The 24,757-nt window shown below is 69.5% G+C and carries 25 protein-coding genes and 1 pseudogene; 13 read left to right on the forward strand and 13 right to left on the reverse strand.

Going from position 1 to position 24,757, the window contains the following annotated elements; genetic code table 11:
• The first annotated feature begins 8 nt into the window (after window positions 1-8).
• The 3 genes from V3W46_RS05760 (at window position 9) to V3W46_RS05770 (ending at window position 1,166) form a co-directional block, all read left to right on the forward strand.
• A complete protein-coding gene (locus tag V3W46_RS05760; protein ID WP_331782139.1) occupies window positions 9-407 on the forward strand; it encodes an FmdB family zinc ribbon protein in 399 nt (132 codons plus the stop codon).
• Window positions 408-420: 13 nt separating this feature from the next.
• The gene (mscL, locus tag V3W46_RS05765; protein ID WP_443069939.1) at window positions 421-888 is read left to right on the forward strand and encodes a large conductance mechanosensitive channel protein MscL; all 468 of its coding nucleotides are present in this window, start codon (window positions 421-423) and stop codon (window positions 886-888) included.
• A gap of 101 nt (window positions 889-989) precedes the next feature.
• Window positions 990-1,166 (forward strand): hypothetical protein, encoded by a 177-nt coding sequence (locus V3W46_RS05770; protein ID WP_331782140.1) that lies wholly within the window; start codon window positions 990-992, stop codon window positions 1,164-1,166.
• Between the two features lie 3 nt (window positions 1,167-1,169).
• On the opposite strand, the gene V3W46_RS05775 is transcribed toward V3W46_RS05770, so the two are convergent.
• A complete protein-coding gene (locus V3W46_RS05775; protein WP_443069940.1) occupies window positions 1,170-4,928 on the reverse strand; it encodes a DUF4011 domain-containing protein in 3,759 nt (1,252 codons plus the stop codon).
• Between the two features lie 144 nt (window positions 4,929-5,072).
• Between V3W46_RS05775 and V3W46_RS05780 the strand changes: the two genes are divergently transcribed.
• Complete coding sequence (locus V3W46_RS05780) at window positions 5,073-6,044, forward strand: NUDIX hydrolase (RefSeq protein ID WP_331782141.1); 972 nt, start codon at window positions 5,073-5,075, stop codon at window positions 6,042-6,044.
• Here V3W46_RS05780 and V3W46_RS05785 read toward each other — a convergent pair whose 3' ends face one another.
• From V3W46_RS05785 to V3W46_RS05795, 3 genes are read right to left on the reverse strand one after another with little or no spacing between them, the layout of a single operon-like run.
• Window positions 6,045-7,217 carry a sucrase ferredoxin gene (locus V3W46_RS05785; RefSeq protein WP_331782142.1) on the reverse strand — a complete coding sequence of 391 codons (1,173 nt, stop codon included), beginning with the start codon at window positions 7,215-7,217 and terminating at the stop codon, window positions 6,045-6,047.
• The gene (locus V3W46_RS05790) at window positions 7,214-8,476 is read right to left on the reverse strand and encodes a cupin domain-containing protein (protein WP_331782143.1); all 1,263 of its coding nucleotides are present in this window, start codon (window positions 8,474-8,476) and stop codon (window positions 7,214-7,216) included. The genes V3W46_RS05785 and V3W46_RS05790 overlap by 4 nt, the downstream gene beginning before the upstream one ends.
• Window positions 8,476-8,733: a BatC protein gene (locus V3W46_RS05795; protein ID WP_331782144.1), complete on the reverse strand. Its 258-nt coding sequence runs from the start codon at window positions 8,731-8,733 to the stop codon at window positions 8,476-8,478. Before V3W46_RS05795 ends, V3W46_RS05790 begins: the two co-directional genes overlap by 1 nt.
• A 150-nt stretch (window positions 8,734-8,883) precedes the next feature.
• Between V3W46_RS05795 and V3W46_RS05800 the strand changes: the two genes are divergently transcribed.
• Window positions 8,884-9,276, forward strand: a complete 393-nt coding sequence (locus V3W46_RS05800; protein WP_331782145.1) for a DUF1304 domain-containing protein — start codon at window positions 8,884-8,886, stop codon at window positions 9,274-9,276.
• Here V3W46_RS05800 and V3W46_RS05805 read toward each other — a convergent pair.
• On the reverse strand, window positions 9,266-9,442 hold the full coding sequence (locus V3W46_RS05805; protein WP_331782146.1) for a hypothetical protein: 177 nt from the start codon (window positions 9,440-9,442) through the stop codon (window positions 9,266-9,268). The genes V3W46_RS05800 and V3W46_RS05805 overlap by 11 nt on opposite strands.
• A 55-nt stretch (window positions 9,443-9,497) precedes the next feature.
• Between V3W46_RS05805 and V3W46_RS05810 the strand changes: the two genes are divergently transcribed.
• From V3W46_RS05810 to V3W46_RS05820, 3 genes are all read left to right on the forward strand, one after another.
• Window positions 9,498-10,112, forward strand: coding sequence for an ATP-binding protein (locus V3W46_RS05810; protein ID WP_331782147.1), 615 nt, complete (start codon window positions 9,498-9,500; stop codon window positions 10,110-10,112).
• A gap of 50 nt (window positions 10,113-10,162) precedes the next feature.
• Window positions 10,163-10,729, forward strand: a complete 567-nt coding sequence (locus V3W46_RS05815) for a dihydrofolate reductase family protein (protein WP_331782148.1) — start codon at window positions 10,163-10,165, stop codon at window positions 10,727-10,729.
• A 328-nt stretch (window positions 10,730-11,057) separates the two neighbouring features.
• The gene (locus V3W46_RS05820) at window positions 11,058-11,702 is read left to right on the forward strand and encodes a hypothetical protein (RefSeq protein ID WP_331782149.1); all 645 of its coding nucleotides are present in this window, start codon (window positions 11,058-11,060) and stop codon (window positions 11,700-11,702) included.
• 38 nt (window positions 11,703-11,740) lie between these two features.
• Here the strand turns inward: V3W46_RS05820 and V3W46_RS05825 are convergent, their stop codons facing one another.
• The 4 genes from V3W46_RS05825 to V3W46_RS05840 all read right to left on the reverse strand — a co-directional run bounded on the left by V3W46_RS05825 (window position 11,741) and on the right by V3W46_RS05840 (window position 16,274).
• Window positions 11,741-14,251: a glycoside hydrolase family 65 protein gene (locus tag V3W46_RS05825; protein ID WP_331782150.1), complete on the reverse strand. Its 2,511-nt coding sequence runs from the start codon at window positions 14,249-14,251 to the stop codon at window positions 11,741-11,743.
• Window positions 14,252-14,374: 123 nt separating this feature from the next.
• A complete protein-coding gene (locus V3W46_RS05830) occupies window positions 14,375-15,133 on the reverse strand; it encodes an HAD family hydrolase (RefSeq protein WP_331782151.1) in 759 nt (252 codons plus the stop codon).
• Window positions 15,134-15,230: 97 nt separating this feature from the next.
• Entirely contained in the window at window positions 15,231-15,515 is a 285-nt protein-coding gene (locus tag V3W46_RS05835) for a GNAT family N-acetyltransferase (RefSeq protein ID WP_331782152.1), read from the reverse strand.
• A gap of 111 nt (window positions 15,516-15,626) precedes the next feature.
• Window positions 15,627-16,274, reverse strand: coding sequence for a TetR/AcrR family transcriptional regulator (locus tag V3W46_RS05840; protein WP_331782153.1), 648 nt, complete (start codon window positions 16,272-16,274; stop codon window positions 15,627-15,629).
• A gap of 107 nt (window positions 16,275-16,381) precedes the next feature.
• Here V3W46_RS05840 and V3W46_RS05845 point away from each other — a divergent pair, with 107 nt between their 5' ends.
• Window positions 16,382-16,936, forward strand: a complete 555-nt coding sequence (locus V3W46_RS05845; protein WP_331782154.1) for an antibiotic biosynthesis monooxygenase — start codon at window positions 16,382-16,384, stop codon at window positions 16,934-16,936.
• A 12-nt stretch (window positions 16,937-16,948) separates the two neighbouring features.
• On the opposite strand, the gene V3W46_RS05850 is transcribed toward V3W46_RS05845, so the two are convergent.
• Both V3W46_RS05850 and V3W46_RS05855 read right to left on the reverse strand, forming a co-directional pair.
• Window positions 16,949-19,282: an FUSC family protein gene (locus V3W46_RS05850; RefSeq protein ID WP_331782155.1), complete on the reverse strand. Its 2,334-nt coding sequence runs from the start codon at window positions 19,280-19,282 to the stop codon at window positions 16,949-16,951.
• A gap of 146 nt (window positions 19,283-19,428) precedes the next feature.
• Entirely contained in the window at window positions 19,429-20,655 is a 1,227-nt protein-coding gene (locus V3W46_RS05855; RefSeq protein ID WP_331782156.1) for a Fic family protein, read from the reverse strand.
• 117 nt (window positions 20,656-20,772) lie between these two features.
• Between V3W46_RS05855 and V3W46_RS05860 the strand changes: the two genes are divergently transcribed.
• The 3 genes from V3W46_RS05860 to V3W46_RS05870 all read left to right on the forward strand — a co-directional run bounded on the left by V3W46_RS05860 (window position 20,773) and on the right by V3W46_RS05870 (window position 22,974).
• Entirely contained in the window at window positions 20,773-21,627 is an 855-nt protein-coding gene (locus V3W46_RS05860; RefSeq protein WP_331782157.1) for a patatin-like phospholipase family protein, read from the forward strand.
• A gap of 127 nt (window positions 21,628-21,754) precedes the next feature.
• The gene (locus V3W46_RS05865) at window positions 21,755-22,369 is read left to right on the forward strand and encodes a ClpP family protease (RefSeq protein ID WP_331782158.1); all 615 of its coding nucleotides are present in this window, start codon (window positions 21,755-21,757) and stop codon (window positions 22,367-22,369) included.
• Window positions 22,366-22,974 (forward strand): ClpP family protease, encoded by a 609-nt coding sequence (locus tag V3W46_RS05870; RefSeq protein ID WP_331782159.1) that lies wholly within the window; start codon window positions 22,366-22,368, stop codon window positions 22,972-22,974. The genes V3W46_RS05865 and V3W46_RS05870 overlap by 4 nt, the downstream gene beginning before the upstream one ends.
• A 130-nt stretch (window positions 22,975-23,104) precedes the next feature.
• Here the strand turns inward: V3W46_RS05870 and V3W46_RS05875 are convergent, their stop codons facing one another.
• Together V3W46_RS05875 and V3W46_RS05880 are read right to left on the reverse strand one after the other, a co-directional pair.
• On the reverse strand, window positions 23,105-23,512 hold the full coding sequence (locus V3W46_RS05875; protein ID WP_331782160.1) for a helix-turn-helix domain-containing protein: 408 nt from the start codon (window positions 23,510-23,512) through the stop codon (window positions 23,105-23,107).
• 111 nt (window positions 23,513-23,623) lie between these two features.
• Entirely contained in the window at window positions 23,624-23,983 is a 360-nt protein-coding gene (locus V3W46_RS05880) for a nuclear transport factor 2 family protein (RefSeq protein WP_331782161.1), read from the reverse strand.
• 43 nt (window positions 23,984-24,026) lie between these two features.
• Here V3W46_RS05880 and V3W46_RS19620 point away from each other — a divergent pair.
• Window positions 24,027-24,734, forward strand: a pseudogene (locus V3W46_RS19620) (AraC family transcriptional regulator); the annotation flags it as partial.
• Between the last annotated feature and the right edge of the window lie 23 nt (window positions 24,735-24,757).

The raw sequence follows: 24,757 nt of genomic DNA on the forward strand, positions 1-24,757 counted from the left end.
AGCGCAATTTGCCTACCTACTCGTACCGCTGCACGGAATGCGACAACGCGTTCGACATTCAGCAGGCCTTCACCGACAACACGCTGACCGAGTGCCCGGTGTGCGGCGGCAAACTGCGCAAGGTGTTCGGTGCGGTCGGCGTGACCTTCAACGGCTCGGGCTTCTACCGCAACGACTCGCGCGCGTCGAAGAGCTCGTCTGAGCGACCCGGCACGTCGAGCGGCGATTCGAAGTCGGGTGGCGACTCGAAGTCGGGCGACTCGGCATCGAAGTCGGCCGACTCATCGTCGAAGTCGGGCGGCTCGTCGGGTTCCGGCTCCTCGGGGTCTGGCGGGTCGGGCTCCTCGCAATCGACCTCCTCGTCATCGTCCTCATCCGCTGCGAAGCCGGCCGCGCCGGCGAAATAAGGAGTACCTGCACGTGATCAAAGGCTTCAAAGAGTTCATTCTGCGGGGGAATGTGATCGACCTGGCTGTCGCCGTGGTCATCGGCGCCGCCTTCACCGCGATCGTCTCGGCCATCGTCAACGGCATCTTCAACCCGTTGATCGCCGCGATCTTCGACGCAGAAGACCTGAGCAACGCGTTCCAGGTGCAGATCGGCGCCAGCACGCTGCAGTTCGGGCTGGTGCTCGCTGCGATCATCCAGTTCCTGCTCGTCGCAGTCGTGGTGTACTTCGTGTTCGTGCTGCCGATCAACCACCTGAAGAAGGTGTCGTTCTTCAAGAGCAAGCAGAGCCCCGCCGAAGAGGTCGTCGCCGAGACGCCGCCCACTGACCTCGAGCTGCTCGCCGAGATTCGCGACCTGCTCGCCGCCCAGCAGAGCGCGACGACCGTGCCGAGCATCTCGAACCAGGCTCCGGCCGGGCCGCCCTGGCCGAACGAGTGACCGACGCCCGTCGCGGGCGGGGCACCGGCGACGACGAAACGGCAGACGAACCCCGACAGGGGCCCCACCAGCTGTCCGTGCGGCGGGTGGGGCGCCGACGGGTGCAGACCGAGCCGGCGCCCGGTACGGATGCCCGCCCGCAGTCAGCCGCGACGCTCCGCCCCGAGCTGGCCGTCGTCAAAGCGGCCGAAGACACCGACGACACCCGTGGGGCCACCCCGCCCGGCGCAGGCCCCAACGACGAACGCCTCAGGGCCGACAAGCCCCCGCACTGGTGAGGTTCAGACGGCGGTGAGCTGGCGCACACCGATGACGGTGGCGATGCGCTGGGCGACCGCCTCCGGGTCGGTGAAGAGTTCGAAGCTGTGCACCCGCAGGTAATGCCAGCCGAGGCGTTTCAGCATGTCGGGGCGCAGGCGCAGCGACTCGCGCAGGCTCATCGAGTGCACCACCTGGTCGGTCTCGACCACGATCGCGCGGCCCTCGTACGAGGCGACCAGCGTGAGCTTGCCGCGGTGCTCGAAGGCCACTTCGAGGCCCCGCGAGCCGAGGCGGCGGGCGAGGTCGATCAGTAGGGCATCCCCCGGGCTCGAGAAGGTGTCGGGTGTGGGCCCGTTCTCGGCCTCGGTGAGAATCTGCCGCAGCGAGACCACGCCGTAGGTCATGCGGTCTTCGTCGATGTCGCTCGGTTTGAAGCAGCTCACGATGTCCATCGACCGGCGGGCGCGGGTCATGCCGACGGCGAGCAGGCGCTCGCCGCCCGGCTTGGCCAGCGCGCCGAAGTTGGTGAGCACCCGGCCGTGCGGGGTGCGACCGTAACCGACCGAGAAGATGACCCGGTCGCGGCTCTGCGCCACCGACTGCTCGAGCGTCGCCACCATGAACGGTTCGGCGGTGTCTTTCAGAATGAAGTCGCTCAGGTCGCTGCGCTTGGCGAAGGCGGCCAGAACGGCCTGCTGTACCCGCACCGCGTGCTTGGCGCTCGCGGTGATGACCATCAGCGACTCGCGCGGGTGCTTCTGGGCGTGATCCATGACCAGCCAGACGACCCGTTCGACCTCGGCGTCGACACTCTCGACCGCGCCGGTCTCGCTGTCGGGCATGCCGCCCGCCCCTTCGAGGTAGTGCAGGGTGAGGCTGCCGTGGCCGAGAAAGGTGCCGGCCCAGGGCAGGGAGTCGATCTTGCCGTTGTAGAAGCGGTGGTTCACGAGTTCGGCGAGGTCTTCGCCGCCCGCCCGGTAGCTGCGGGTGAGCGAGAGGGTGGGCACGAGTTCGGCCAGCCGAGCCATGGCCGAGTCGCCGGCCAGCTCTTCGATGGTTCGGGCGTCGGCATCGACGTCGACCGAACGCACGGGCGACGGCTGAACGACGGCGGGCACTGCGATCTCGAAGTGCGACGGAGTCTGCGTGACGGGGTCGCCGAACGCCACCACCTGGCGGGCCCGGCGAATCGCGGCGGCATTCTCGGCCAGGGTCGTGGCACCCGCGTCGACGAGGATGACCGTGTCGAACACCACGTCGTCGGTGATGTCGGCGACCTCGTAGGGCGAGGCGAGCCACACCGGGGCGAGCACGCGGCTGAGGTAGGGGGCGGCCGCGTGCAGCTTCACCGAGTCGACGACGTCAGAGCGCAGCAGCGCCTTGAGGGCGGTCGCCTCGTCGGGGTGGTCGACGAGGCCGACACTCCACGTCTCGGCGAGCTGCCAGGCCAGGATCTGCCCGCTGACCGAGGCGTGTGCCTCGTCGACGAGCTTGAAGTCTGACTCGAGGCGGTCGAGGATGCCCGTGTTGGCGCCGAGCAGCGCACGATCGCTCGCGAGCATCAGTTCGAGCACCGACTGCCACCAGGCGAGTTCGAGCTCGTCGGCCACGGCGCTCTCGGGTACGTGGCGCTGCGAGAGATCGGTGAGCAGGGGGTCGAGCGAGAGGGTCTTCAGGGTGTCGAGCAGGGCGGTGCGCTCCTGCAGGTTCGCGAGCACCTCGGAGTCGGCGGCGAGGCCGTCGAGCAGACCGATCAGCTCGCTGATGGGCAGTTCGCTCAACTGGCGTGCGGTACCCGCGAGCCCCAGGGGCAGGTCGAGCTTGGCGAGGTCTTCGCTCACGCTCTGGTACGCCACCTGCACGTCGTCGAGCCCGGTCGGAACCTCCGGCGGGATGCCGGCGGCCGCGAAGCGGTGCCACAGCACGCGCTGCTGCTGGATGCGTCGCAGCGAGGCGTTGATGTCGCCGATGTGCACCCCGGGGCGCACGTACTCCTTGGCCAGGCTGCGCAGCCGGCGCCGGCTGGTGCCGGTCATCTGCGCCGAGTCGCGGCGCGCACCGGTCGCAGCGATGATGTCGGTGAGCGAACGGTCGAACACCACCGGCAAGAACTTGTCGAGCGTCTCGCGCAGGTCGAGCAGCAGCCGCAGGTACGAACCGAGCTCGGCCATCGTCGTGAACTGCCTCATGTGCGTCTGCCCGACGAGCTCGTAGGCCTTCGTCAGCAGTGTCGGCAGGTCGGTGCGGTGCACGCGCTTCGCGATCGCGTGGGCCGTGCTGGCGTCGTCGGCCGAGTCGAAGGTGGCGCCGTACCACGGCGAGTCGTCGGGTCCGTAGCGGAACTCACCGAGCGCCGCCGCCTTGATGAGCGTTCGGGCGGCGGTGCTGCGCCCGTTCGCAAGGGCCTCGAGCGAGCCGCGGTTCAGCCGCGCGGTGGTGGCCGGCGGCTGGGGCAGCAGCGACAGGCGGGCGAGTTCGCGCAGGGCATCCAGAACCGACACCTTGAGCAGCGGGTCGACCCGCGAGAGCGACTGGCGGTAGTCGATCAGCACGTGGCGCAGGCGCACGAGGGCCTCGTCGACATCGTCGACGTGCGGCTGCATGGCCTTCTCGTTGCGGCCGATCGACTGGATGAGGTCGCGGCGCAGCGTGCGCGGCGAGACCGCCACGCCCGGCAGCCCGACGTCGTTGAAGCGGCGGGCGATGCCGCGCAGGCTGAGGCGGCGGGGGCTCACCACGAGCACACGCTTGTTCTGGCCGATGAGGGCGCCGACAGCGTTGACAATGGTCTGGGTTCCGCCGGTGCCGGGCAACGTCTTCACGACGAGCGAGTTGCCCTCGGCGATCTGCGCGATGACGTTCTCCTGCTCGGGGTCGGCGTCGAGCAGCAGCGTGTCGGTCGACGGCGGGCGCGAGTCCTGCGCGGTCGCCTCGACGGGGTGGTACGACTCCTGCACCCCGCGGCGGGCGGTGAGGCTGCCGGCGAGCGAGTCGAGCACCGGATGATCGAGCTGCCGGGCATCCGCCACCATCGAGTTCGCCACATCGGCGAACGACGACACCAGCAGTCGGGGGTGAACGCTGAACCAGGGCAGGTGCGAGGTGACGCCCCGCAGGTGGTCGATGACGGGCTGCGGCTTGAAGACGCCGTTTGTCGCCGCGAGGTTCACCATCTGCTCGGTGTCGAGCGTGATCTGGAACTGGTCGCGCAGGGCGCGCACGAGCTCGGGATTCACGAAGGCGTTGCCGCGCAGCTTCAGTTCGAAGTCGCGGCCGTAGCGGCGGATGCTCAGGGGCCGCAGCAGCACGGGTGCGGCGTAGGGCTGGTCGTCGAGCTTCCACTCGGCCAGGCCGATCGCGAGGTGAACCGAGTCGATGCCACGAATCGAGCGCAGCTCGACGCCCTTGTCGGTGATGGCGCCGGCGGCGATGCGGGCACTGCGCAGGGCGAGTTCATCGCGGATGAGGCTCGAGAGCAGGGTGGCGTTGCCGGTGATGAACTGGGCGAGGCCGCTGGGGTGCGTGGTGGTGAGGTCGACGCGGCTGCGCGGGGCGTCGTCGAACGAGATGAGCGGCGAGACGCCGCCGATCTGGGCCAGTTCGGCCCGCCAGTGCTCGCGGGCGGGTTCGACGAGGTCGTCGGTCGAGAAGATCTGCCCGGTTCTCACACCCGACCCGTCGTCTGAAGCGGAGTCGCCGAAGCGTGCCCATGCCAACGTTGCTTCGTCGGCTCCAGACGCCTCGGGGTCTGAATCTCGTTTCTTATCGGCGCGCCACACACCGTCACCCTATGTGCACGCCACGGCAAATGCCGGTAACCCGGGCCGAGTTTCGCCGTGTTCACTGTCGGCGGGTCGTGGTAAGGCGCCGGCCCGGTCGGGCCCATGGTCAGGGGGGCGGGCATCCCGTGACAAAATCAGTGGATGGCCGAGTCGGCAGACCCCTCCCCGCATTCGTTTGTTCCGCCGCCCCGAACGGGGCCGCGCGACAGCGGTGACGGCTGGGTCGAAGACGGCACCGGCCGCAAGTTCTGGGGCCGGTTCGGGGCGGCCGGGCTGCTCGCCCACGACCCCGCCCGCGGCGTTCTGCTGCAGCACCGCGCGAACTGGAGCCACTTCGGCGGAACCTGGGGGCTGCCCGGCGGAGCCAAGCACGCCGGCGAGACCTCGGTCGACGGCGCGATTCGCGAGGCGAACGAAGAGGCGGGAGTGCCCACGTCGGCCCTCGGCCTGAAGTTCACCTCCAAGCTCGACCTCGGGTTCTGGAGCTACACGACGGTGGTCGCCGATGTGACCACGCAGTTCGACGCCGTCGTCGCCGACGCCGAGAGCATCGAGGTGCGCTGGGTGCCGCTCGACGAGGTCGGCGCCCTGCCGCTGCACCCCGGGTTCGAGTCGGCCTGGCATGACCTCGAGGGCGAGCTGGGCCGACCGACGGTGCTGGTCGTCGATTCGGCGAATGTGGTCGGGTCGCGGCCGAACGGCTGGTGGAGAGACCGCCTCGGCGCGACCAACACCTTCGCGTCGGCCCTTCAGCGGCGGGCCGCGCTGGGTTTCACAGGCGACTCACTCGGCATCGGGCTGCCGGGCACACGCTGGTGGCCCGAGACGGTGCTCGTCGTGGAGGGCCAGGCGCGCGGGGCCGCCCTGCCTGTGGATCCCACGGATGCCGGTAGCACCTATCAGACGGGCGTGGGCGTGCGCATCCTGCCCGCCGAGCGCGACGGCGACCAGGCGATCGTGGATGCCGTACGGGGCTACTTCGCCGCGACGACGCTGCCCGTGGCACCGCGCGTGTTCGTGGTGACCGCCGACCGCGAGCTCGAGTCACGGGTCACGGCGCTCGGAGCCTCGGTGCACGGCCCGGCATGGCTGTGGGCACTGCTCGACGAGTGATCAGCTCGGCTGCAGGTCGAGCGACACCAGCTCGAACTCGCGCACGCGACCGAACCGCGTCGCGGCGCAGGTGCTGAGCAGGGGCTCGGAGAGCGTCTCGGCGACCACGACGCGCACGACGGCGGCTGAGCCCGGTACGGAGGCGGCGAGCGGGTCGGACCGGGGGTGGGATGCGGCGGGGCTGGGCGCAGCGGAGCCGGGTGCGGCGAGGGTCACCGCGAACGTGCCCGGGCGGGCATCCGCAACCGCAGTCTCGGCGAGGGGCGTGAACGAGGCGAGGCGGTCGTCGCCGAAGTGTTCGCGGGCGTAGTGCTGGGCCGCCTGCACCGGATGCGAGAGCGAGCTGCGCCCGCGGAAGAACCGTTCGTCGACCCGCCCGTCGGCGTAGTCGCGAACGATCCGGGTGGTCTCGGCGTCGTCGGCGCGCCCGAAGTAGAGGCCCTCGGGAAAGACCACCATCGTTCCTGCGAAGCGGTCGCCGCCGAGGTGCGAGCACTCCCACGTCTGGGCCGGGTACTCGGCGTCGAGCGCCAGAGCGACGGGTCGGCCGTGCACCGCGCAGCACTTGTCGTGCTTGGCGTGCGTGCACACGCAGAAGATCGGTTCGGGCGAGCGGATGCCCGTGGATCCGTCGAGCGCCACCTCGAGCAGCTCGCGCGGGTCGCCCACCTCGCCCCACCGCACCTCCTCGAACCCGGGCCGCGAGTCGACGAACGCCCACCGCCAGCGCGTCTGCGGTTCGCGCCGCCGCGCCGCAGCCCCTGCCGTCGACCCCGCGGGATGCGAAGCACGAGCAACCCGCCGGATGGCCAGCGGCCGCATGCCCGCCGCCTCGACCCGATGAACGATCGCCTGGCCGAGCTCGCGGCCGAGCGCCGAGGCGACGAAGGCGTTCGCCCCCCACGGCCCCTCGACCTCCACCAGGAACCACTGCAGCCCGCGCGACGCCGTCGCGGCCAGGGGGTCGCCGCGCTCGCGCGACCGGTCGCTGCACGGCGCCCATTCGACTGCTTTGGCGGCCGCACCGGCCGCATCCGCACCACCCGCGACCCCGCCGACCGCCGCAGCGAACACGCCGGCCGCCGCCACACCGCTCAGGCCCCGGCCGGGCGCCACCCCGCCGACCGCATCCTGCGCGCTGCCGCCACCCGCGGCGCCGGCCCCGACGCTCACGCGGGAACGATGATCGCTTCGCGTAGCAGCCGCCGCACCACCACGATCGCCGACTCCGTGTCGAGGCCCGGCAGCTCGTCGACCGCGATCGCGTCACCCTGCGCCAGCCGCTCGACCGCCTGCGCCGCCTCGGCCGGAAGTACCAGCGTGCGGCCGCCGGCCGTGATGCGCACGGCGTCGGCGTCAGCACTCACCGTGGCGCGCAAGGAGGAGCGCCAGCGAACGACGCTCCAGCCGCCGAGCGCGGCGATGGCGTCGATCGTTGCGAGCGGCGAGACCGGCTCGGGCCGGGTCGCCGCCGTGATACGTCGCGTCAGGGCAGCGCTCACGTCGCTGGTCTGGCGCTCGGCGACGGCACGATCATCCGCCCCCGCCGCCAGCATCGACTGCAGCTCTCTGAGCACCTCGTGCACGATCGGCTCGACCTGGGCCTGGTCGGTGAAGTCGACGCCGAACGGCAGCGCGGTGCGCAGGGCCTCGGTGTCGCCGAGCCGGGCCAGCAGAGCCTGCGCGACGTCGGCACGGGTGTAGGCGGCGACGCCGATGGTCAGGTGGATCGAGGTTCCGCCGAGGGCCTCGGCCGAATGGATCCAGCCGCGCGGCAGGTACAGCGCATCACCGGGTCGGAACACCGCGTCGATGAACGGCTCGCCCTCGGCCCGGCGTGCCACGGCCTCGCGGTGGTCGCTCCACGGCTGGTCGCGCAAGGGGGCCGGATGCACCGGCTCGTGGATCGTCCAGTGCTTCTCGCCCGCGATCTGCAGCACGAACACGTCGTGCACGTCGTAGTGCGGGTCGAAACCGCGCGACGAGGCGGGCGTGATGTAGGCGTTCACCTGAACCGGATGCCCGATCTCGTCGACGAGCGCACGGGTGAAGTCGATCAGCGGCGGCCACGTGCGGTGCAGCCCCTGCAGCACGATTGTCGCTCCCGCAGCGAACTCGGCCAGCACCTTCTCGCTCGACACCTGGTCGGCGATCTCGGCGCCGAACCCGCCGGGGGCGGTGTACTTCGAGGGGCTGAGCACGGCACCCTCGAGTGCCATGCGAAAGAAGGGGGTGCGCAGCGCCCGCTGCGAGATGAGGTCGTCGGCTGCGTCGGCGCCGAAGAGGTCGTCGAACGGGGCGGGCAGGTCGGCCGCCCGGGTCAGAACCGGCGTGGTGGCCCAGTAGCGCTCACCGAAGTCGAGGGCGGCGTTCTGCCCCACACAACGAGAAAGCGCGGGCCGGTCGCCCGACCCGCGCTCGAATGCTGACATTACGCCGATCCGTCGGCACCGCCGTCGTGACCGCCGGGGTTTGCGCCGCCATCAGCGGTGCCCTCCCCGTCGTCGGCCGAACCGTCGGCGCCACCATCGTGGCCGCCCGGGTTCGCGCCGCCGTCGGCGGTGCCTTCACCTGCGTCGGCAGAGCCGTCGGCCCCGCCGTCATGTCCGTTCGGGTTTGCGCCGCCATCCGCGGGACCCTCTCCGCCCGCTTCCTGTTCGGTGATGATGTCGTCGTCGTTGATAGCCATAGTCGTCCTTTCGGTACTGCACGGCGGGCGTGCCGAGTTCACCAATGACAGTACGCCGTTTCTGCCCCGCCGTGGAAGGGCCAACCGGGCCTTGTGCCCCGCTGGCGAAGTGGCTAGATGGGGGCCGAGGGCGCCCCCTAAACTGAGCGCATGGCCATCATCGCGGCAGTCTTCGTCGGCATCGCAGCCCTGCTGCACGTCTACATCTTCGTCATGGAGAGCGTGCAGTGGCGCACCCCGGCGATCTGGCGGCGGTTCGGCCTCACCAGTCAGGCAGACGCCGACACCACTGCGCCGCTCGCCTACAACCAGGGGTTCTACAACCTGTTCCTGGCGATCGGCGCGGCCGTCGGCCTGGTGCTCTACTTCGGGGCGGCGAACGAGGCCGGCTTCGCCCTCTGCGTGTTCACCATGGGCTCGATCGTGGCGGCGGCCCTCGTGCTGCTCAGCACCGGCAGGCAACGTCTGCGCGCGGCCGCGCTGCAGGGCGTGCCGGCGCTGCTCGGGCTGGTCTTCGTGCTGATCGCCGGTGTCAGCGGCTGACGGCCAGGTACGTCAGCGCCCCGGTTCCCCCCAGAAGAACGATCGCGGCCAGAATTCGAACGGCCAGGTTGTGCGTGAACTTGTGCCAGCCTGAGGTGAGCTCGGGGCGGGAGAAGTCCTGCGGTTTTGCGCTACGTCGCGTCGGATACTGTGTTTCAGGAGGCATTTGATCAATGCTCCATGAATCCGACTCATTCGTCTGTCCCCCGAACGGGAGGTTTATGCCCCCCGCAGCGACACATCTGTACGCCAAAACGACCGATGAACCGGTGGATGCCCTGCTGGCCCTCATCGCCACGGCCCACCGCCGGGCATCCCAGTCGCCCCTCGACCCCGGGCGCGCCCCGTTCGACGAACCCGTGGTGCTGATCGACGGCCGTTCTGGATCAGGCAAATCCGACCTCGCCACGGCCCTGGCCGCGGCGTGGCCGGGCGCCGCCGCGACCCTCGTGCGGCTCGACGACATCTACCCCGGCTGGCGTGGCCTCGACGCGGCGAGCTCACACGTGCACGACGAGCTGCTGGCGGCCCCGCGACCGCGCTGGCAACGCTACGACTGGGCCGCCGGGAAGGCTGCGGAGTGGGCATCCGTCGACACCGACCGACCGCTCATCGTCGAGGGCATCGGCACCCTGAGCAGGCAGAACGCAACCCTCGCGACGTTCTCCGTCTGGGTCGAGCTCGACGACCGCACCCGTCGCGAGCGCGCCATCGCCCGCGACGGGGATGCCTATGAGCCGTACTGGGAGGTGTGGGCTGAGCAGGAGCGGGCGTTCATCGCCCGCGAGAACCCCGCTGCCCTCGCCGACGCGATCGTCGACTTCACGGCTCGCTGAGCCCTGGAGGGCGGTCGTGTTCGGGGCGCCCTGCGAGTAGCATCGCCTGCGTGACGGGCCGGCTCATCTACTCCAGCATCATGTCAATCGACGGTTTCACTGCAGACACCGCCGGCGACTTCGACTTCAGCGCTCCCGACGAAGAGGTGCACGCCTTCGTCAACGACCTGCAACGCCCGGTCGGCACCTACCTCTACGGGCGCCGCATGTACGAGGTCATGTCGGTGTGGCAGACCCTCGACACCCCCGACAAGCCCCCGGTCATCCACGACTTCGCGCAGCTCTGGCGGGCCGCAGACAAGGTGGTCTACTCCCGCACACTGACGTCGGTGTCGACGCCCCGCACCCGCCTCGAGCCCGACTTCGATGCCGACGCCGTTCTCGCCCTGAAGCGGTCGTCAGACGCCGACATCACGGTGGGCGGGCCGGGTCTGGCGGCCCACGCCATCCGTGCCGGTCTCGTCGACGAGTACCAGCTCTTCCTCTCCCCGGTGGCGGTGGGTGGTGGCACACCCTTCTTCCCATCGGGCGTGCGCGAAGGCCTCACCCTCGCCGACACCCGCCGCTTCGCGGGCGGAGTCGTCTACCTGCGCTACCTCGCCTCGCCCGCTGCCTGATCGGCTGTGCCGTTGGTGCGCCATCTCGCGGGGTGCTGTGAGGTTGCGGTCAGGTGGGCGACGTAGCGTGAAACGACAGTAGACGCCCGTGGCGCGGCCGAGCAGGTGCGCGTCATGCCGACCCGAAATGCGTGACGTGCACCGTTCCACCTTCCAGGCTCCCGGCCGCCATGCGGCTCCTACCGCGGCCGCCCCCGCCGCGCCCAGACGCACCACTGCCGCGGCCCTCAGGCGCACAGTCGCTCCCGCCGCGGCATCCCCCGTCCAGGCGACCCCGGCGGCCTCCAGGCCCCGTGTGGGGCGGGTGCGGAGGCACGACCGACGACCCGTGCTGGCGGTGGCCGTGGCGTGCTTCGGCATGCTGCCGGTGTTCCTCTTCGGGCCCGCCGCGAACGCCGACCCGCTGGGTGCACGCGCGGCGACCCTGCAGCTCGCACCCGGGCCGACCGGCGCCGACGCCGCGGCGGCGGATGCTCAGCTGCTGACCGCGGCCTCCACCGCCGCGGCGACCGATGCCTCACGTGACGACTACACGGTGAACAAGCCCACCGAGGCCACCGTCGCACCGGGCAGCTCGACGAACCGCGACTGGGCGACGCTGGTGCTGGTCGACGGCGGCTGGCCGACGAGCGAGAACAACATCACGGTCATCCTGCAGTGGATGGACTCGGAGAACGACCCGGCCAGCTGGTGGCTGCGCAACAACCCGCTGAACAATGGCTACGGGTCGGGCGGCGGCTCGGGTTTCGGCAGCTACCCCGAGCTCGTCACCGCTGCACGGGATGCGGCCATCAACCTGTCGCAGAACTCGGTGTACTCGGCGATCATCGCCGACTTCGCCGCATCCGCCCCGGTCGCCGAGACGGTGAGCGCCATCGAGGCCTCGCCGTGGGCCAGCTCGCACTACGGCTACGGCAACATCTGGCACGGCGTCGACGTGCCGATCGTGGCGGCCGACGCCGACGCCTGGTAGGCGTCACCCCGACCGGGCGGATCGACACCCGACCGGCCTCAGTCGAACCCGACGCCCTCGCCCACGAACTCCTCGTCGAGGGTCGGGATGGTCGCGGTGATGACCGAGCCGTCGGCCCGCAGGCTGCCCTCGATGTCGCTCGTGGTCGGCGCCCCCTCGAACACCGGCCCGCCGTCGACCAGCATGACGACCGACGGGGTGCCCGCCACCACATCGACCCGCTTGTCGGCCACGTACACCAGCACCGAGTCGCCCTCTTCGACCACGAACGTCATCGACTCGGCGGTGACCGTGACGTGCAGCAGCGTGCCCAGAATCGTCACCCTGAATTCGAGCGACTCCCACTCCTCGGGCAGCCGGGGATCGAAGGTGAACGTGCCGAGGTAGTCGCGCATGCCGCCGAAGCCGAACGCGAGTGCGCTCCACACGCCTCCGGTCGACGCCACGTGCACCCCGTCGGCGCTGTTGTTGTGCAGGTCGCCGAGATCGACGAAGAGTGCTGTCATGAAGTACTCGAGTGCAAGGTCACGGTAGCCGACCTCGGCCGCCACGATCGACTGCGTCGACGCCGACAGGGTCGAGTCGCCGGTGGTCAGCGCGTCGTAGTACTCGAAGTTCTTGCGCTTCTCCTCCTGGGTGAACTCGTCGCCCTGCAGTAGCAGCGCGAGCACCACATCGGCCTGCTTGATGACCTGAAAGCGGTAGATGACCAGGGGGTGGTAGTGCAGCAGCAGCGGATGCTGCGAGGGCGGGGTGTTCTCGAGGTCCCACAGCTCCTTCTCGAGAAACTGCGAATCCTGCGGATGGATGCCGAGCTCTTCGTCGAACAGAATGTGCATCGCCTCACCGGCGGCGGCCCACTCCTCGACCTCCTCGTCTCGCAGGTCGAGTCGCTGCGCCAGGCGGGCGTACTCGCCCGGCGAGTCCTCGCGCACCTTGCGCAGCCGACGGCAGGCCGCGCGCAGGTTCGCGCGGGCCATCACGTTGGTGAACAGGTTGTCGTTGACGACGGTGGTGTACTCGTCAGGCCCGGTCACGCCGTGGATGTGGAAGGCCTGCGTGCCCTTGTTGCCTCGCCAGAACCCCAGGTCGGCCCACATGCGGGCGGTCTCGACGAGAATGTCGATGGCCTCGCCGGCGATGAGGAAGTCGACGTCGCCCGTCGCCGAGACGTACTGCGAGAGGGCGTGCGAGATGTCGGCGTCGATGTGGTACTGCGCCGTTCCGGCCGCGTAGTACGCCCCGGCCTCGAGGCCGTTGATGGTGCGCCACGGGAAGAGGGCGCCCCGCTGGTTGAGTTCGCGGGCGCGCTCGCGGGCCAGGTCGAGCATCCCGCGTCTGAAGCGCAGCGCGTTGCGGGCCACCTGCGGCGAGGTGTAGGTGAGAAAGGGCAGCACGTAGATCTCGGTGTCCCAGAAGTAGTGGCCGCCGTAACCCGAACCCGTGACGCCCTTCGCCGCGATGCCGCCGCCGTCGGTGCGGGCAGTGGCCTGGGCGAGCTGGAAGATGTTCCAGCGGATGGCCTGCTGAATCTCGGGATGGCCTGTCACCACCACGTCGGAGCGGCGCCAGAAGTCGTCGAGCCAGATGCGCTGACGCTCGAAGACCTCTTCGATGGGCGAGGCGGCGATGCGGTCGAGCGTGCGGTCGCAGCGGTCGGCGAGTCCGCGCGTGGGCACCTGGTTCGACGTGTGGTAGGCGATGGTCTTCAGCAGCCGGATGGGTTGGCCGGCCTGCGCCTGTACGCTGTAGACGTGCTTGGCGAGGTCGTCGTCGATCTCGGAGGCCTCGGTGTACTCGTTCTCGGTCTCGAGAACGTGCGAGGCGCCGACGGCCATGGTCATGCCGGCGTTCGCGGTGCGGTAGCTGAGTATGTAGCGCGACCCGTTGGCCTTCTTGAACCGCGGGTGCAGCACGCGGTCTGAGAACGCCGCCGCACGCCGGGGGTCGTCGATGGGATGCTCGGAGGCGGCCGCGGCCGCGTACTCGTCGACCCAGTCCTGCCGGTTCAGAATCTGGCTCGACAGCACGATCGACGCGTTGCTGTCGAGCATCGTGACCTCGTACTCGACCACGGCGAGGTGCCGGTCGGTGAACGAGGTGAGCCGGCGCGACCTGATCAGCACGTGCTTGCCCGACGGCGCGCGCCACTCGATCTCGCGCACCAGCACGCCGGCGGCGAAGTCGAGGCGGCGCTCGTAGCGCACGCAGTCGGCCTCGGCCAGGATGAACGGCTCGTCGTCGACGTACAGCCTGATCAGCTTCGCGTCGGGCACGTTCACGATGGTCTGGCCCACACGCGCGAAGCCGAAGGCCTCCTCGGCGTGCTTGATCTCCCAAGTGTCGTGGAAGCCGTTGACGAAGGTGCCGTTCGAGTAGCCGCCGTAGCCCTCCTCTGCCGCCCCACGGATGCCCAGATAACCGTTGCCCACGGCGAACAGCGTCTCAGACTGCCCCTGCGCGTTCGCGTCGAACTCGGTCTCGGTCAGGCCCCACTCGTCGAGCGGAAACCGGTATCGGTCAAGAGGATCGGCGTTGACGGGGTTCACTGGGGTTGCCTCTCTGTTCAGGCAGGTCGGGTATGCGTGATCGGGGTGTCGCGTGATGCGGCAGCCGGGGGCTGGGGCGCCGTCAGGGAGTGGTTCAGTATTCGATTATGGGCCCGGCGCCGGTCAGGTGACCGCGACGGGGGCGTCGAGGGCGGTCACGAGCTCGTCGAGGTCGCTCACGACCACGTCGGCGCCCGACTCGAGCAGGCCTTCGGCACCGACGCCGCGGTCGACGCCCACCACGAGGCCGAAGTCGCCCTCGCGCGCGGCCTGCACGCCCGAGTGGGCGTCTTCGATGACGGCGCACTCGGCGGGGCTGAGGCCCAGCAGTTCTGCGGCGTAGACGAAGGTGTCGGGCGCCGGTTTGCCGGGCATCCCCGCCTCTGTTGCGACGAGCCCGTCGACGACCACCTCGAACCGGTCGTCGAGCCCGGCCGCCGCGAGCACACTGACCGCGTTGCGTGAGCTCGACACGACCGCGACGAGGCGCCCCGAGTGGATGGTCGCGTCGAGGAAGTCGACCGAGCCGGGGTAGGCGACGACCCCGTCGGATTCGAGCGTGGCGAAGAACTCGTCGTTCTTGCGCAGGCCGAGCCCCCACACCGTGTTGTCGCCGGGAGCGTCGCCCGGCGAACCTTCGGGTACCGTGATGCCGCGAGACGCCAGCAGGGCCCGAACGCCGTCGACACGCGGCCGGCCGTCGATGTAGGCGAAATAGTCGTCGTCGCTGTAGCCGGGCTCGACCCTGCGCTCGGCGAGGTAGGGGGTGAACAGCCGCGACCAGGCCTGAACGTGGATGTCGACGGTGGGCGTGAGCACGCCGTCGAGGTCGAACAAGACGGCCTTGATCGATGCGAAACGTGATGCGTGATCGAATGGCACGGGTATGCACTCCTTGAAGGTCGTCGGCCGCCGTCGCCCGTTGATCACACAATAGTGCGTCTGAGTTACGCCCCTGTTACGGCCGCCACTCGTCTCTTCAGCGGGTGAGCAGGCCGGCGCGCTCCGGATGCTCGTCGAACCATTTGCCCACGTACCAGCACATCGGAATGACTCGCAGCGAGGTGTTCTGCTCGACGTCGTCGATCGCGAAGTCGACCACCTCGCCGGCGTAGCCGTTGCCGCGCAGCGTGGGGTTGGTGAAGGTGTGCGTGAACGAGATGCTGTCGCCGCGCTCGACGTAGTCGGCGGCGCTCACCATCGCGCCGTCGACGCGCAGAACGTACCGATGGTTCTCGGTGTCGTGGATGAGCTCGCGTGCCATGCTCCCAGCCTACGTCTGGTTCCGGCCTCTGGGGCTGGTGCCGCCGGCACCGGCGTCACCGCACCGGCGTCAGCGCATCGGCGTCGCCGCACCGGCGTCAGCGCATCGGCGTCAGCGCATCGGCGTGTGCAGGTACGACTGCAGCTCCTCCGTGCTGATCGCGGCTCCCGGCAGCTCGGTGCGATCCGCCCCGGCGCGCACACCGTCGAGCACGATCGCGGCCTGCCGTGCCACGATGCGTGCGCGGGCCGCCTCGGGCAGGTAGTTGTACTCGCCGAGGCGGAACGCGGCGAGCGTGAGGTCGTTCGTGTCGACGTCGGGCCGCAGCGCGCCCTCGGCGTGGGCTCGGGCGGTGACATCGCGCAACGGGCCGTCCCACCGGCTGCCGTGCCGCAGATCAGGAAAGAGCTCGAGCATCTTGCGCGTCACGCGCGGAACAGCCGGATGCTCGAGCACCATCGCCGCGATACCGGTGATCAGGGTCACCACCCCGTCCCACCCCGTCGGCTGGGCCAGCATCGCATCGACGATGGCCTGGTGGTAGGAGAAGTGGCGCTCGTAGAGGGCCTCGATCACGTCGGAGATCGACGGGAACCGCCGGTACAGTGTCGCGCTGCCCACCCCCGCCAGCTGCGCCAGCTCCGACATCGTCGGATCGGCCTGGTGATCGGTGTAGTGGTGCTCGGCGGCGTCGAGAATCAGGTCGCGGCTGCGCCGCACCTCCACCCTCTCGGCTCGCACCCGCCCCACCTCTGTCATGCCCAGTAGCATACGAGCAGGCCGCCGCCGGGGCCTGTCCCCCGTTCGGCCGCGGGCCGGGCATCCGTCGTTTTGCGCCCTGCCACGCCTCGACTCAGACTGGGGTCATGCCGACCTCACCGATCACCGTCGCCGTCACGCGCACCGTCTCGCCCGAACGCGCCCGCGAGGCCGCCGCGTGGGCTCGATCGGGGCAAGACCTGATCAGCACCTGGCCGGGCTACCTCGGCTCGGGCTGGATCAGGCCAGACCCCGAATCGCCCGAGTGGCACATGCTGTTCCGCTTCGCCGACGAGCAGAGCCTCGCCGCGTGGGAGCAGTCGACCGAGCGAGCCTGGTGGGTGTCGACAGGCGAAGGGCTCGTCGAGCATGGCGACGAGGAGCGCCGAACCGGCATCGAGGGCTGGTTCGACGAGCCGTCGTCGGTGGAGGTCATCAGCCAGGCACCGCGTACTCCGCCGCGCTGGAAGCAGATGATCTCGATCTTCATCGTGTTCTACCCGCTGAGCGTCGCCGCCAACTACGCTGCCGCTCCGCTGCTCGGCTCGTGGCCGATCTGGGCACGCGTCTTCGCCACCGTCGTCGTACTCACCCCGGTGATGACATACTTCGCGCTACCGTTCGTGACCCGCGCTCTGCGACCGTGGCTGCTGAAGCGCTAGCCAGTCGGGGCTTCAGGGCGCGCCGAGCGGGGCCGCGGCGGGGGCGGGCGCGGGCGCGTCGACGATGACCGACTCGAGGCGGCGCACCACGTCGAGGTAGTCGCCCGTCCAGATGATGCGTACGGCCGTCGAGGTCGCGGCGCCACTGTCGTCGCTCAGGTCGGCTCGAACGGCCTCCACCAGGCGCGCGTCGGCCTCGGGGTCGCGCGGGGCCGGGGCCGGCAGTGCGTCGCGGGCGACCAGGCGGCGGCCGAGGTCGCGGTACCAGGCGTTCAGCGCCTCGGTCGACATGGCGAGCGAGCGGCGGGCGTTCGCCCGCTCGACGTCGGTGACGCCGTCTTCGGCCCGCCAGATGTCGAGAATGGCGTCGCTCGCGAGCCGCATGCCGGCGACACCCGTCACCGCCGCCGTCACCTGCGCGAGCGACGTCTGCTTGGCGCCGCGCTCGGTGAGGTAGGTGCGGAACGTGTCATCCAGGCGCCGGGAGGCCGCGGCCGCGCGCAGGGCCTGCTCGGTCGGCGCCGCCTCGGCTAAGGCGCTGCGGTCGCACCGGCCGAGCCCGAACGCGACCGTCGCCGCGAGGTAGTCGACAGTCTCGGCGTAGGCGTCGGCGAGAGATGTCCGAAGCGCTGCGGCTGCGCCGCGAGGCCAGAACAGCAGCCCGACGAGAAGACTCACCGCGCAGCCGAGCACGATGTCTTCGATGCGGAACAGCCCGACGCTCCAGCCGGTCGGCGAGATGATGTTGAACAGCAGCAGCAGTGTGACGGTGAACCCCGCCTGGCCCGCGGCGAAGGAGATCGTCGTCGGCGCGACGCCGGCGACCAGAATCGCGATCGGCAGTAAGACCCACAGCAGTGTGGTGTTCGGCCCGATGGCGAACAGCACCGCGGCACCGATCACGACGCCGACGACGGTTCCGATCACGCCGCGCAGGGCGTTCTGCCCGGTGCTCAGGGCGTTCGACCGCAGCACCGAGAGGGTGCCGAGTACGATCCAGAACGAGTGCTGCAGCCCGCTCAGGTCGGCGAGCGCCACCGCGATACCGAGGGCGGCGGCGCCCCGGATGCTGTTGTGCAGCCACACCGAGTGCCACTCCAGCTGCGCGGCCGCCCGCTGCGCTCCGGCGCTGAACGTGCCGACGAGGTTGCCCGGCTGGCGCCCCAGCAGGCGCTGCCACCACGTGCGTCGCTCGGCTGCGGCGGTGAGGGCGATGTTGCCGCCGACCAGCGAGACGGCGTAACTCAGCTCCTGGGCGCGAAAGCGCGGATCGAGGGCCGAGATGAACTCGTGCACCGCGTCTGGCGCGGCGCCGGTGCCGGCCGCCACCCCCGCTGGCGCGACGCCCGCCGTGTCGGCACCGTGCAGGGTGGGCACCAGCTGCGTCGCGCTCGCCTCGACGACCCGCCGGGCATCCGTCAGCCGCGCCAGGGCCGCGTCGAGGAGGGCTCCGTCGCTGCCGGTCTGCACCAGCGCTTCCGCTCCCCGCTCGAGCACATCGGCGGCCGCCGCCTTCACCCGGCACGCGGTGACATGCGACGTCTTCGTGGGCGGCGGCGCCGACGGGTCGTACCTGCTCGACTGCGACAGGATGCCCTGCAGCCAGTTCAGCTCGTCGATCAGCCGCACCACCGTGCGCGCCGACGTACTCAGCCCCGTGGGGCGGTACGGCGTGGCCAGAAACCCCCTGTGCAGTGTGGCCACGGCCGCGTCGGAGTCGGTGATGGCCTGCTCGAGCCGGGCGCCCATGTCGGGGTCGCGGTCGCTCAGAATGAAGTCGACGTCGGCACGCAGCCGGGCGGCCAGGGCCTGGCACGCGGCGGCCGCACGCGAACGCAGCGGGTCGCGCACCGGCGCCGGCCACAGCACGGCGATGGCGACGACGGCGACCACCGACGCGAGCCCCCACCCGGCCAGCCGCGGCAGAATCACCTCGACAGACCCCGACAGCGTCACGGGCAGGATGAACGCCAGCAGCAGCGACGTGCTTGCCGAGGCGAGCACCGAGCTCACCGTTCCCACGAAGAGCACGGCGAACGTCACGACGGCCATGGCGACCGCGGCCAGCCACACCGGCGACGACGCCAGCGTGCCGAGGCACACGAACACCGCCCCCGTCACGGCGAGCCCGATCTGCGCCTCGATGCGCTGCCGCATCGGCCCACTGAAGTCGACCAACAGCAGCATCGCGAACGACCCGAACGCGGCGAACGTCGCCAGCTCGGCGTCGTGCAGCACCTGCGCGCCGAACGCGAACAGCGTGGGCATGACGATCGCGGTGCGCGCGGCCCGGCGCAGCGCCGTGTGCGCAGGATCGCGCTCGCCGAGCCACCTCCAGAACCGCACCCGCACCACCTCCACCACCGCCACCGTGTGTCGCCACGCCGAACGATCACGTCAAGCATAGGGATGCGGCGCCCCCCACCCGCATGCCCAGCCTCGCCTGCCCGACGCGTGCCCGGCCGCCCGGCCACCCGGCGGTGACTACCTGTTCATACCCCTCTCGAACCCCGAGCCCGTTTCGCACGGCTGGCGAACGCATCGAGCGCATCCAGCACCTCGCGCGCCGCATACGCACGGTTGCGCGAGGCACTTCCGATCTGGTGCAGAATGCCGTCGCGCACCAACCTGTCGATGCCACTCTGAGCATTTGCGACGGTCACCCCGAGCAGTTCGGCCACCAGGGCCGCGTCGATGACCGGCTGTCGCTGCAGTACGTCGAGCAGTCGTCGGCCGGCGCTGCCGGAGCGGGCACTCGTCGCCCGCTCCCATTCCGAGCGAACAGTGCCGAGCTGCTGAACCAGCTCTCGGCCGTTGGCGATCGCGTCGGCAGACGCGCGAGCGAACTCCCGGATGATCGGCTCCACATCACCATCGCGATACGCCGTCAGGGCGTCGAAGTAGCCGCGGGTATCACGCAGCAGACCAGCCGAGACGGGAACGGTCACGTTGCGTGTCACGCCCAGCCGGTGCAACATCGCCTGCACGAGGGCCCGGCCAGTGCGGCCGTTTCCGTCGGGAAACGGATGGATGGTCTCGAACTGTGCGTGCGCGATCGCGATCTGAGGTAAGGCCGGCAGATCTGTTCGCCGCGCGAATGCGACGAGGTCGCTCATCAGGCCAGGAACGCGTTCGTGGTGCGGCGGCACGAACGAGGCGTTGTGCGGGCTGTTGCCAAACCCTCCCCCGATCCAGACCTGCTCTGTTCGCCAGCCTCCGGTGTGCTCAGGTTGATCGTCGCGGAGAATCTCCGACTGCATCGCGATGATCGTTGCGCCGTCGAGTTCTTCGGCCATCTCGATCGCTGCTTCCATCGCTCGAACGTTGCCGACGATAAGTCGTGAATTGTCACCCGAACGACGGCCGAGTTCGGCGAGTGCAATGCTCTTGGATGATGCCGTGAGCCGCTCGATCTCCGAACTCGCCGCACTCTCGCTGCGCAGGAGGATCGCCGAGAACGGCGCAGCGATCGATCCGACTTCACCGTCGAATCGAGCGAGCTCGATCACCGCATCCTCGGCGGAGATCGACGTCTCGTCGGCGATCGGCGGAATAGCGACCTCCGAGATGAGGGGCGGAACTGCCGCCTGATAGGGCCCACGCGCTCTCAGCATCGCACGGCGGGACTGGCCGGAGTGGCGCTCGCCCAGCCACTCGCGACTCTCGAACGCGATCGTCGGCCAGCCTCGACCGTTCTCTGGGTGCGGATGCGATGACACACACCCAGCTAATCACTGGTTATGCCTATAAACAATAATAAGACGCTACGATCTACCCGGGATCACCGTCAGATGCCGTCGACTTAGGGTGTCGGCGGCGAGGCGTACCGTCGAGACATGACACACGGAGCACTGGTATTGGCAGGCGGCGGCGTCGCGGGAATCGCGTGGGAGACGGGAGTGCTGCTGGGCATCCACGACGTCGAGCCGGCAGCGGCTGCGCGGATCATCGGCGCACCCACCACCCTCATCGGCACGTCGGCGGGGTCGAACGTCGCCGCCCAGCTCGCCTCCGGCGCCGCGCTCGACGCCCTGTTCGAGCGCCAGCTCGACGACGATCACGACGAACTCTACGTCGAAGCCGACTTCGAAGCCTTCATGGCGTCGATGGCCGCGGCGCAGGCCGATGCCACCTCAGCCGACGACGCACGACGGCGAATCGGAACGATCGCGAAGAACACGCCGACCGTCGAACGAGAGGTGCGACGCCGCGTGATCGCGTCGCGGCTGAGCGGCGCAGAATGGGGTGAGCGCGACCTGCGCATCACGGCGGTCGACGCCGACACCGGGACACCGATCGTGTTCGACAGGCACTCCGACGTGTCACTGCTCGATGCCGTCGAGGCGAGCTCGGCCGTGCCGGCGATCTGGCCCGTTGTGCCGCTGGGCGCACATCACTACATCGACGGCGGAGTGCGCACGATGGCGAACGCCGACCTCGCGGCGGGCTTCGACCCTGTTCTCGTGCTCGTTCCGCAACCCGAGTTCACTGCCGCCGGGCCCGTGATCGCGCCGGCAGAGCTGGAGGCCCTCAAGCCGTCGCGGGTGCGAGTCATCTACGCCGATGCCGCCTCGGTCGCCGCGTTCGGCTCGAACCCGCTCGACCCCGGCGCGCGCAGGCCGTCGGCCCTGGCCGGCCGCGAGCTCGGCCGCAGTGTCGCGTCGTCGCTGGCCGCCTTCTGGCGGGGCTGATCGTGCTCTCGCCCGAGCGCCCGTGTCCACCGCGGCTCGGTCGAGGTAGGCGGCGCTCTGCGCACAGCAGGTCTGCCTGAAGCAGCATCGGTGGAGATGGTCTGCTGCTCTGGCCGATGCTGGGGGCATGACAAACGAGAACGCACGATTCTTCTTCACCGACCAGGCCAGGGCGCAGCTGCTCTTCAACAGAGTGGTGGTGCTCGACGGCGCACTCACCGACGACAACGGCATGCTGATCGCGAGCCAGCTGATGACGCTCGCCGCGACAGAGCCGGGCGAAGACATCGCCTTCTGGATACACTCACCCGGCGGATCGGTGCCGTCGATGCTGGCGATCCGCGACATCATGCGCGTCATCCCCTGCGACGTCTCGACGGTGGCGCTCGGGCTGGCCTGTTCGGCCGGGCAGTTTCTGCTGACGTCGGGCGCGCGGGGCAAACGGTTCGCGTTGCCGCACGCGCGCATCCTGATGCATCAGGGCTCATCCGGAATCGGCGGGTCGGCCGTAGAGGTCGAGGTGCAGGCCAACGACCTGCGCTACACACGCGATGTGATGCTGGGGCTGATCGCCGACGACACCGGCCAGCCCACCTCGAAGGTCTTCGAAGACTCGTTGCACGACCGCTGGTACTCGGCCGAAGAGGCCAGAGACTACGGATTCATCGACCATGTCGTCACCTCGTTCGACCAGATTCGCCCCAGCCGTTTTCGCCCGGTCGGAATCGGGGCGTCGCTGTGAGCAGCTACACGATTCCCACTGTCGTCAGCGAGAGCCCCCGCGGCGACCGCGTCATGGATGTCTTCTCCCACCTTCTGACCGAGCGCATCGTCTATCTCGGCACAGGCATCGACGCGGGCGTTGCGAACGCGCTGATCGCGCAGCTGCTGCACCTCGAGGCGAGCGCGCCGGGGCGGGAGATCAGCATGTACATCAACTGCGAGGGCGGAGACCTCTCTGCCGCGCTCGCGATCTACGACACCATGCAGTACGTGACGTCGCCGATCGCGACGACATGCGTGGGCGAGGCGATCGGACCCGGCGCCGCGGTGCTGGCGGCCGGTGCCGCCGGCCGGCGCGCGGCCCTGCGTCACGCGCGGGTCGTGCTGCACCAGCCCGCCGACCAAGGTCGCGGCACCATCCCCGACCTCATTCTGCGAGCGGATGAACTGGTCAGGGTGCGTTCAGACATGGAAGACGTCTTGAGCGCGCACACCGGGCAGTCCGTCGAGACGCTGCGCCTGGACACCGACCGCGACCGAGTGTTCAGCGCGCCGGCCGCGCGAGACTACGGGCTCGTCGACGACGTCGTGACGGTGACGCGCGAGCCGGCCCCCGCGGTGTGACGGCGTAGCGGCGTCGCGGTGTCGCCGCGTCGCGGTGCGGCGCGGTGTGGCGCGGTATAGCGGCGTCGCGATGTCGCGATGTCGCGGTGCGGCGTACTGGCTTTGGCGACGTGTCTGTGTGACGGCCGTTTCAGGCCGCGATCGCCATTACCGCAACCGACACCGAGACGTCGAACGACGCACCGCCGCCGGCGCCTGACCGGGTACGCGACCCTCCCCGCGAGGTGGTCGACCTGATGTCGATGACCGGGGCGGAAGCGCGGCCCGTCGAGAGGTCGTCGGCGACGCTCAGCAGGATGTCGGCGAGGCGGCTCTCCAGAGCTCCGACGATGGCGCCGATCATCTCGCTCGAGGCGTCTTTTCGGCCCCGTTCGACCTCCGAGAGGTACTGCGGAGAGATGCCGGCGCGGCTGGCCGTGTCGTCGAGCCGCTCGCCCCGCGCCAGGCGGAGTTCGCGCAGCTGTCGCCCGAGCGCTCGCCTGAAGAGCTCGTCGAGCGGTCGGCTCTTCGGCGTCAGGGGTTCGGATGTCTCGGTCACGTTCCCAGTGAATCACCAACCACGTTCATCCGTCACCACGAATCTGCTCAGAGCAGAATCACCCGTCAGATTCGGAAGAAGCAGCGCCGGCCGAGCACGATCGCTGTCACGTCACTCAGCGAGGGGTTGGTTGAAGATGATGATGAGGCTGACGATCTTGTTTTCACGCACGGAGAAGTAGTGCGTGAGCACGAAGTCGTCAGGCAGGTTCGTCTTGTCGTAGGTGCCGTCGTAGCGACCATCGACGATGGCATCGCCGTAGTGGTCACGAACGTCGACGACGTCGATGGTGACGGCGTCGCCGACGATCTCCCGTTCGATCCAGTCTCGGATAGCCGTGATGCCCTCGAAGACGTTTCTGTGGTCGTTGACGTAGGCATCGTCTGCGAAGGTCGCGACGATCCGGTCTGTGTCGGAGGCGTTGATCGCGGCGAAGTGTTCGGCGATGACGCCGGTGAGTTCTGCTGACATTGGTGGTGTCCTTCGGAGTGGAGTGGATGATAATGCGGTCAGGATGTTCTGCATCTGGCCGTCTGTCTTTCGATCCGTCGAGGTGTCTGATTCGCCGACAACACCGCTGAAAGACGTGCCCGTCGACGAAGCTGACTTCTGGTTCGGCAACGAACCAGACCCCGAAGCGGCACCCGACGCGCCGGTCAGCGTGCTGATCGGCGGCTCCTATTACCTGAAGGGCGAGCGGATGCATCCGCTTCTGGAAGCTCTCCCCCCTGTCATTGTGCTCCCATCCGACGAGAGCGGCGACGCCCCGATACGACTCATCGTCGATCTGTTGGGGGCCGAGCACGATAACGAGAGTCCGGGCACGTCGGCTGCGATCCCTGCGCTGCTCGACCTGCTGCTGGCGTACGTCATACGCGCCGCTTTCGAAACCGCCAGCCCGACATTCGGCTGGGCAGCTGCGGTGCGCGACCGCGCCATGACACGAGCTCTTGCGAACATGCAGAACCGTCCAGAGATCGGCTGGACGATCGAGAGCCTCGCCCGCGCCTCAGATCTGTCACGCGCAACATTCGCGCGCCGTTTCACTGCACTGGTGGGGCAGCCGCCGCTCCGTTACCTGACCTGGTGGCGGATGACGCTCGCCGGGCGACTGCTCGCGGAGTCGGATCTTCCTATCGCGCTGGTTGCCCGCCGCGTTGGCTACAGCTCGGAATTCGCATTCGGAAAGGCGTTCGCACGTGAAATGGGTGTCGCGCCGGGAGCGCACCGACGAGCACACATCGA

This window comes from Subtercola sp. YIM 133946 (genome assembly GCF_036553535.1).
Taxonomy (GTDB): Bacteria; Actinomycetota; Actinomycetes; order Actinomycetales; family Microbacteriaceae; genus Subtercola.

Excerpts from the sequence above, each read along its gene's own strand:
- V3W46_RS05845 (WP_331782154.1), top strand. The coding sequence starts at position 16,382 with ATGCCGACCTCACCGATCACCGTCGCCGTCACGCGCACCGTCTCGCCC.
- V3W46_RS05790 (WP_331782143.1), bottom strand. The coding sequence starts at position 8,476 with ATGTCAGCATTCGAGCGCGGGTCGGGCGACCGGCCCGCGCTTTCTCGT.
- V3W46_RS05880 (WP_331782161.1), bottom strand. The coding sequence starts at position 23,983 with ATGTCAGCAGAACTCACCGGCGTCATCGCCGAACACTTCGCCGCGATC.
- V3W46_RS05865 (WP_331782158.1), top strand. The coding sequence starts at position 21,755 with ATGACAAACGAGAACGCACGATTCTTCTTCACCGACCAGGCCAGGGCG.
- V3W46_RS05860 (WP_331782157.1), top strand. The coding sequence starts at position 20,773 with ATGACACACGGAGCACTGGTATTGGCAGGCGGCGGCGTCGCGGGAATC.
- V3W46_RS05800 (WP_331782145.1), top strand. The coding sequence starts at position 8,884 with ATGGCCATCATCGCGGCAGTCTTCGTCGGCATCGCAGCCCTGCTGCAC.
- V3W46_RS05810 (WP_331782147.1), top strand. The coding sequence starts at position 9,498 with ATGCCCCCCGCAGCGACACATCTGTACGCCAAAACGACCGATGAACCG.
- V3W46_RS05840 (WP_331782153.1), bottom strand. The coding sequence starts at position 16,274 with ATGACAGAGGTGGGGCGGGTGCGAGCCGAGAGGGTGGAGGTGCGGCGC.
- V3W46_RS05835 (WP_331782152.1), bottom strand. The coding sequence starts at position 15,515 with ATGGCACGCGAGCTCATCCACGACACCGAGAACCATCGGTACGTTCTG.
- V3W46_RS05805 (WP_331782146.1), bottom strand. The coding sequence starts at position 9,442 with ATGCCTCCTGAAACACAGTATCCGACGCGACGTAGCGCAAAACCGCAG.
- V3W46_RS05780 (WP_331782141.1), top strand. The coding sequence starts at position 5,073 with ATGGCCGAGTCGGCAGACCCCTCCCCGCATTCGTTTGTTCCGCCGCCC.
- V3W46_RS05795 (WP_331782144.1), bottom strand. The coding sequence starts at position 8,733 with ATGGCTATCAACGACGACGACATCATCACCGAACAGGAAGCGGGCGGA.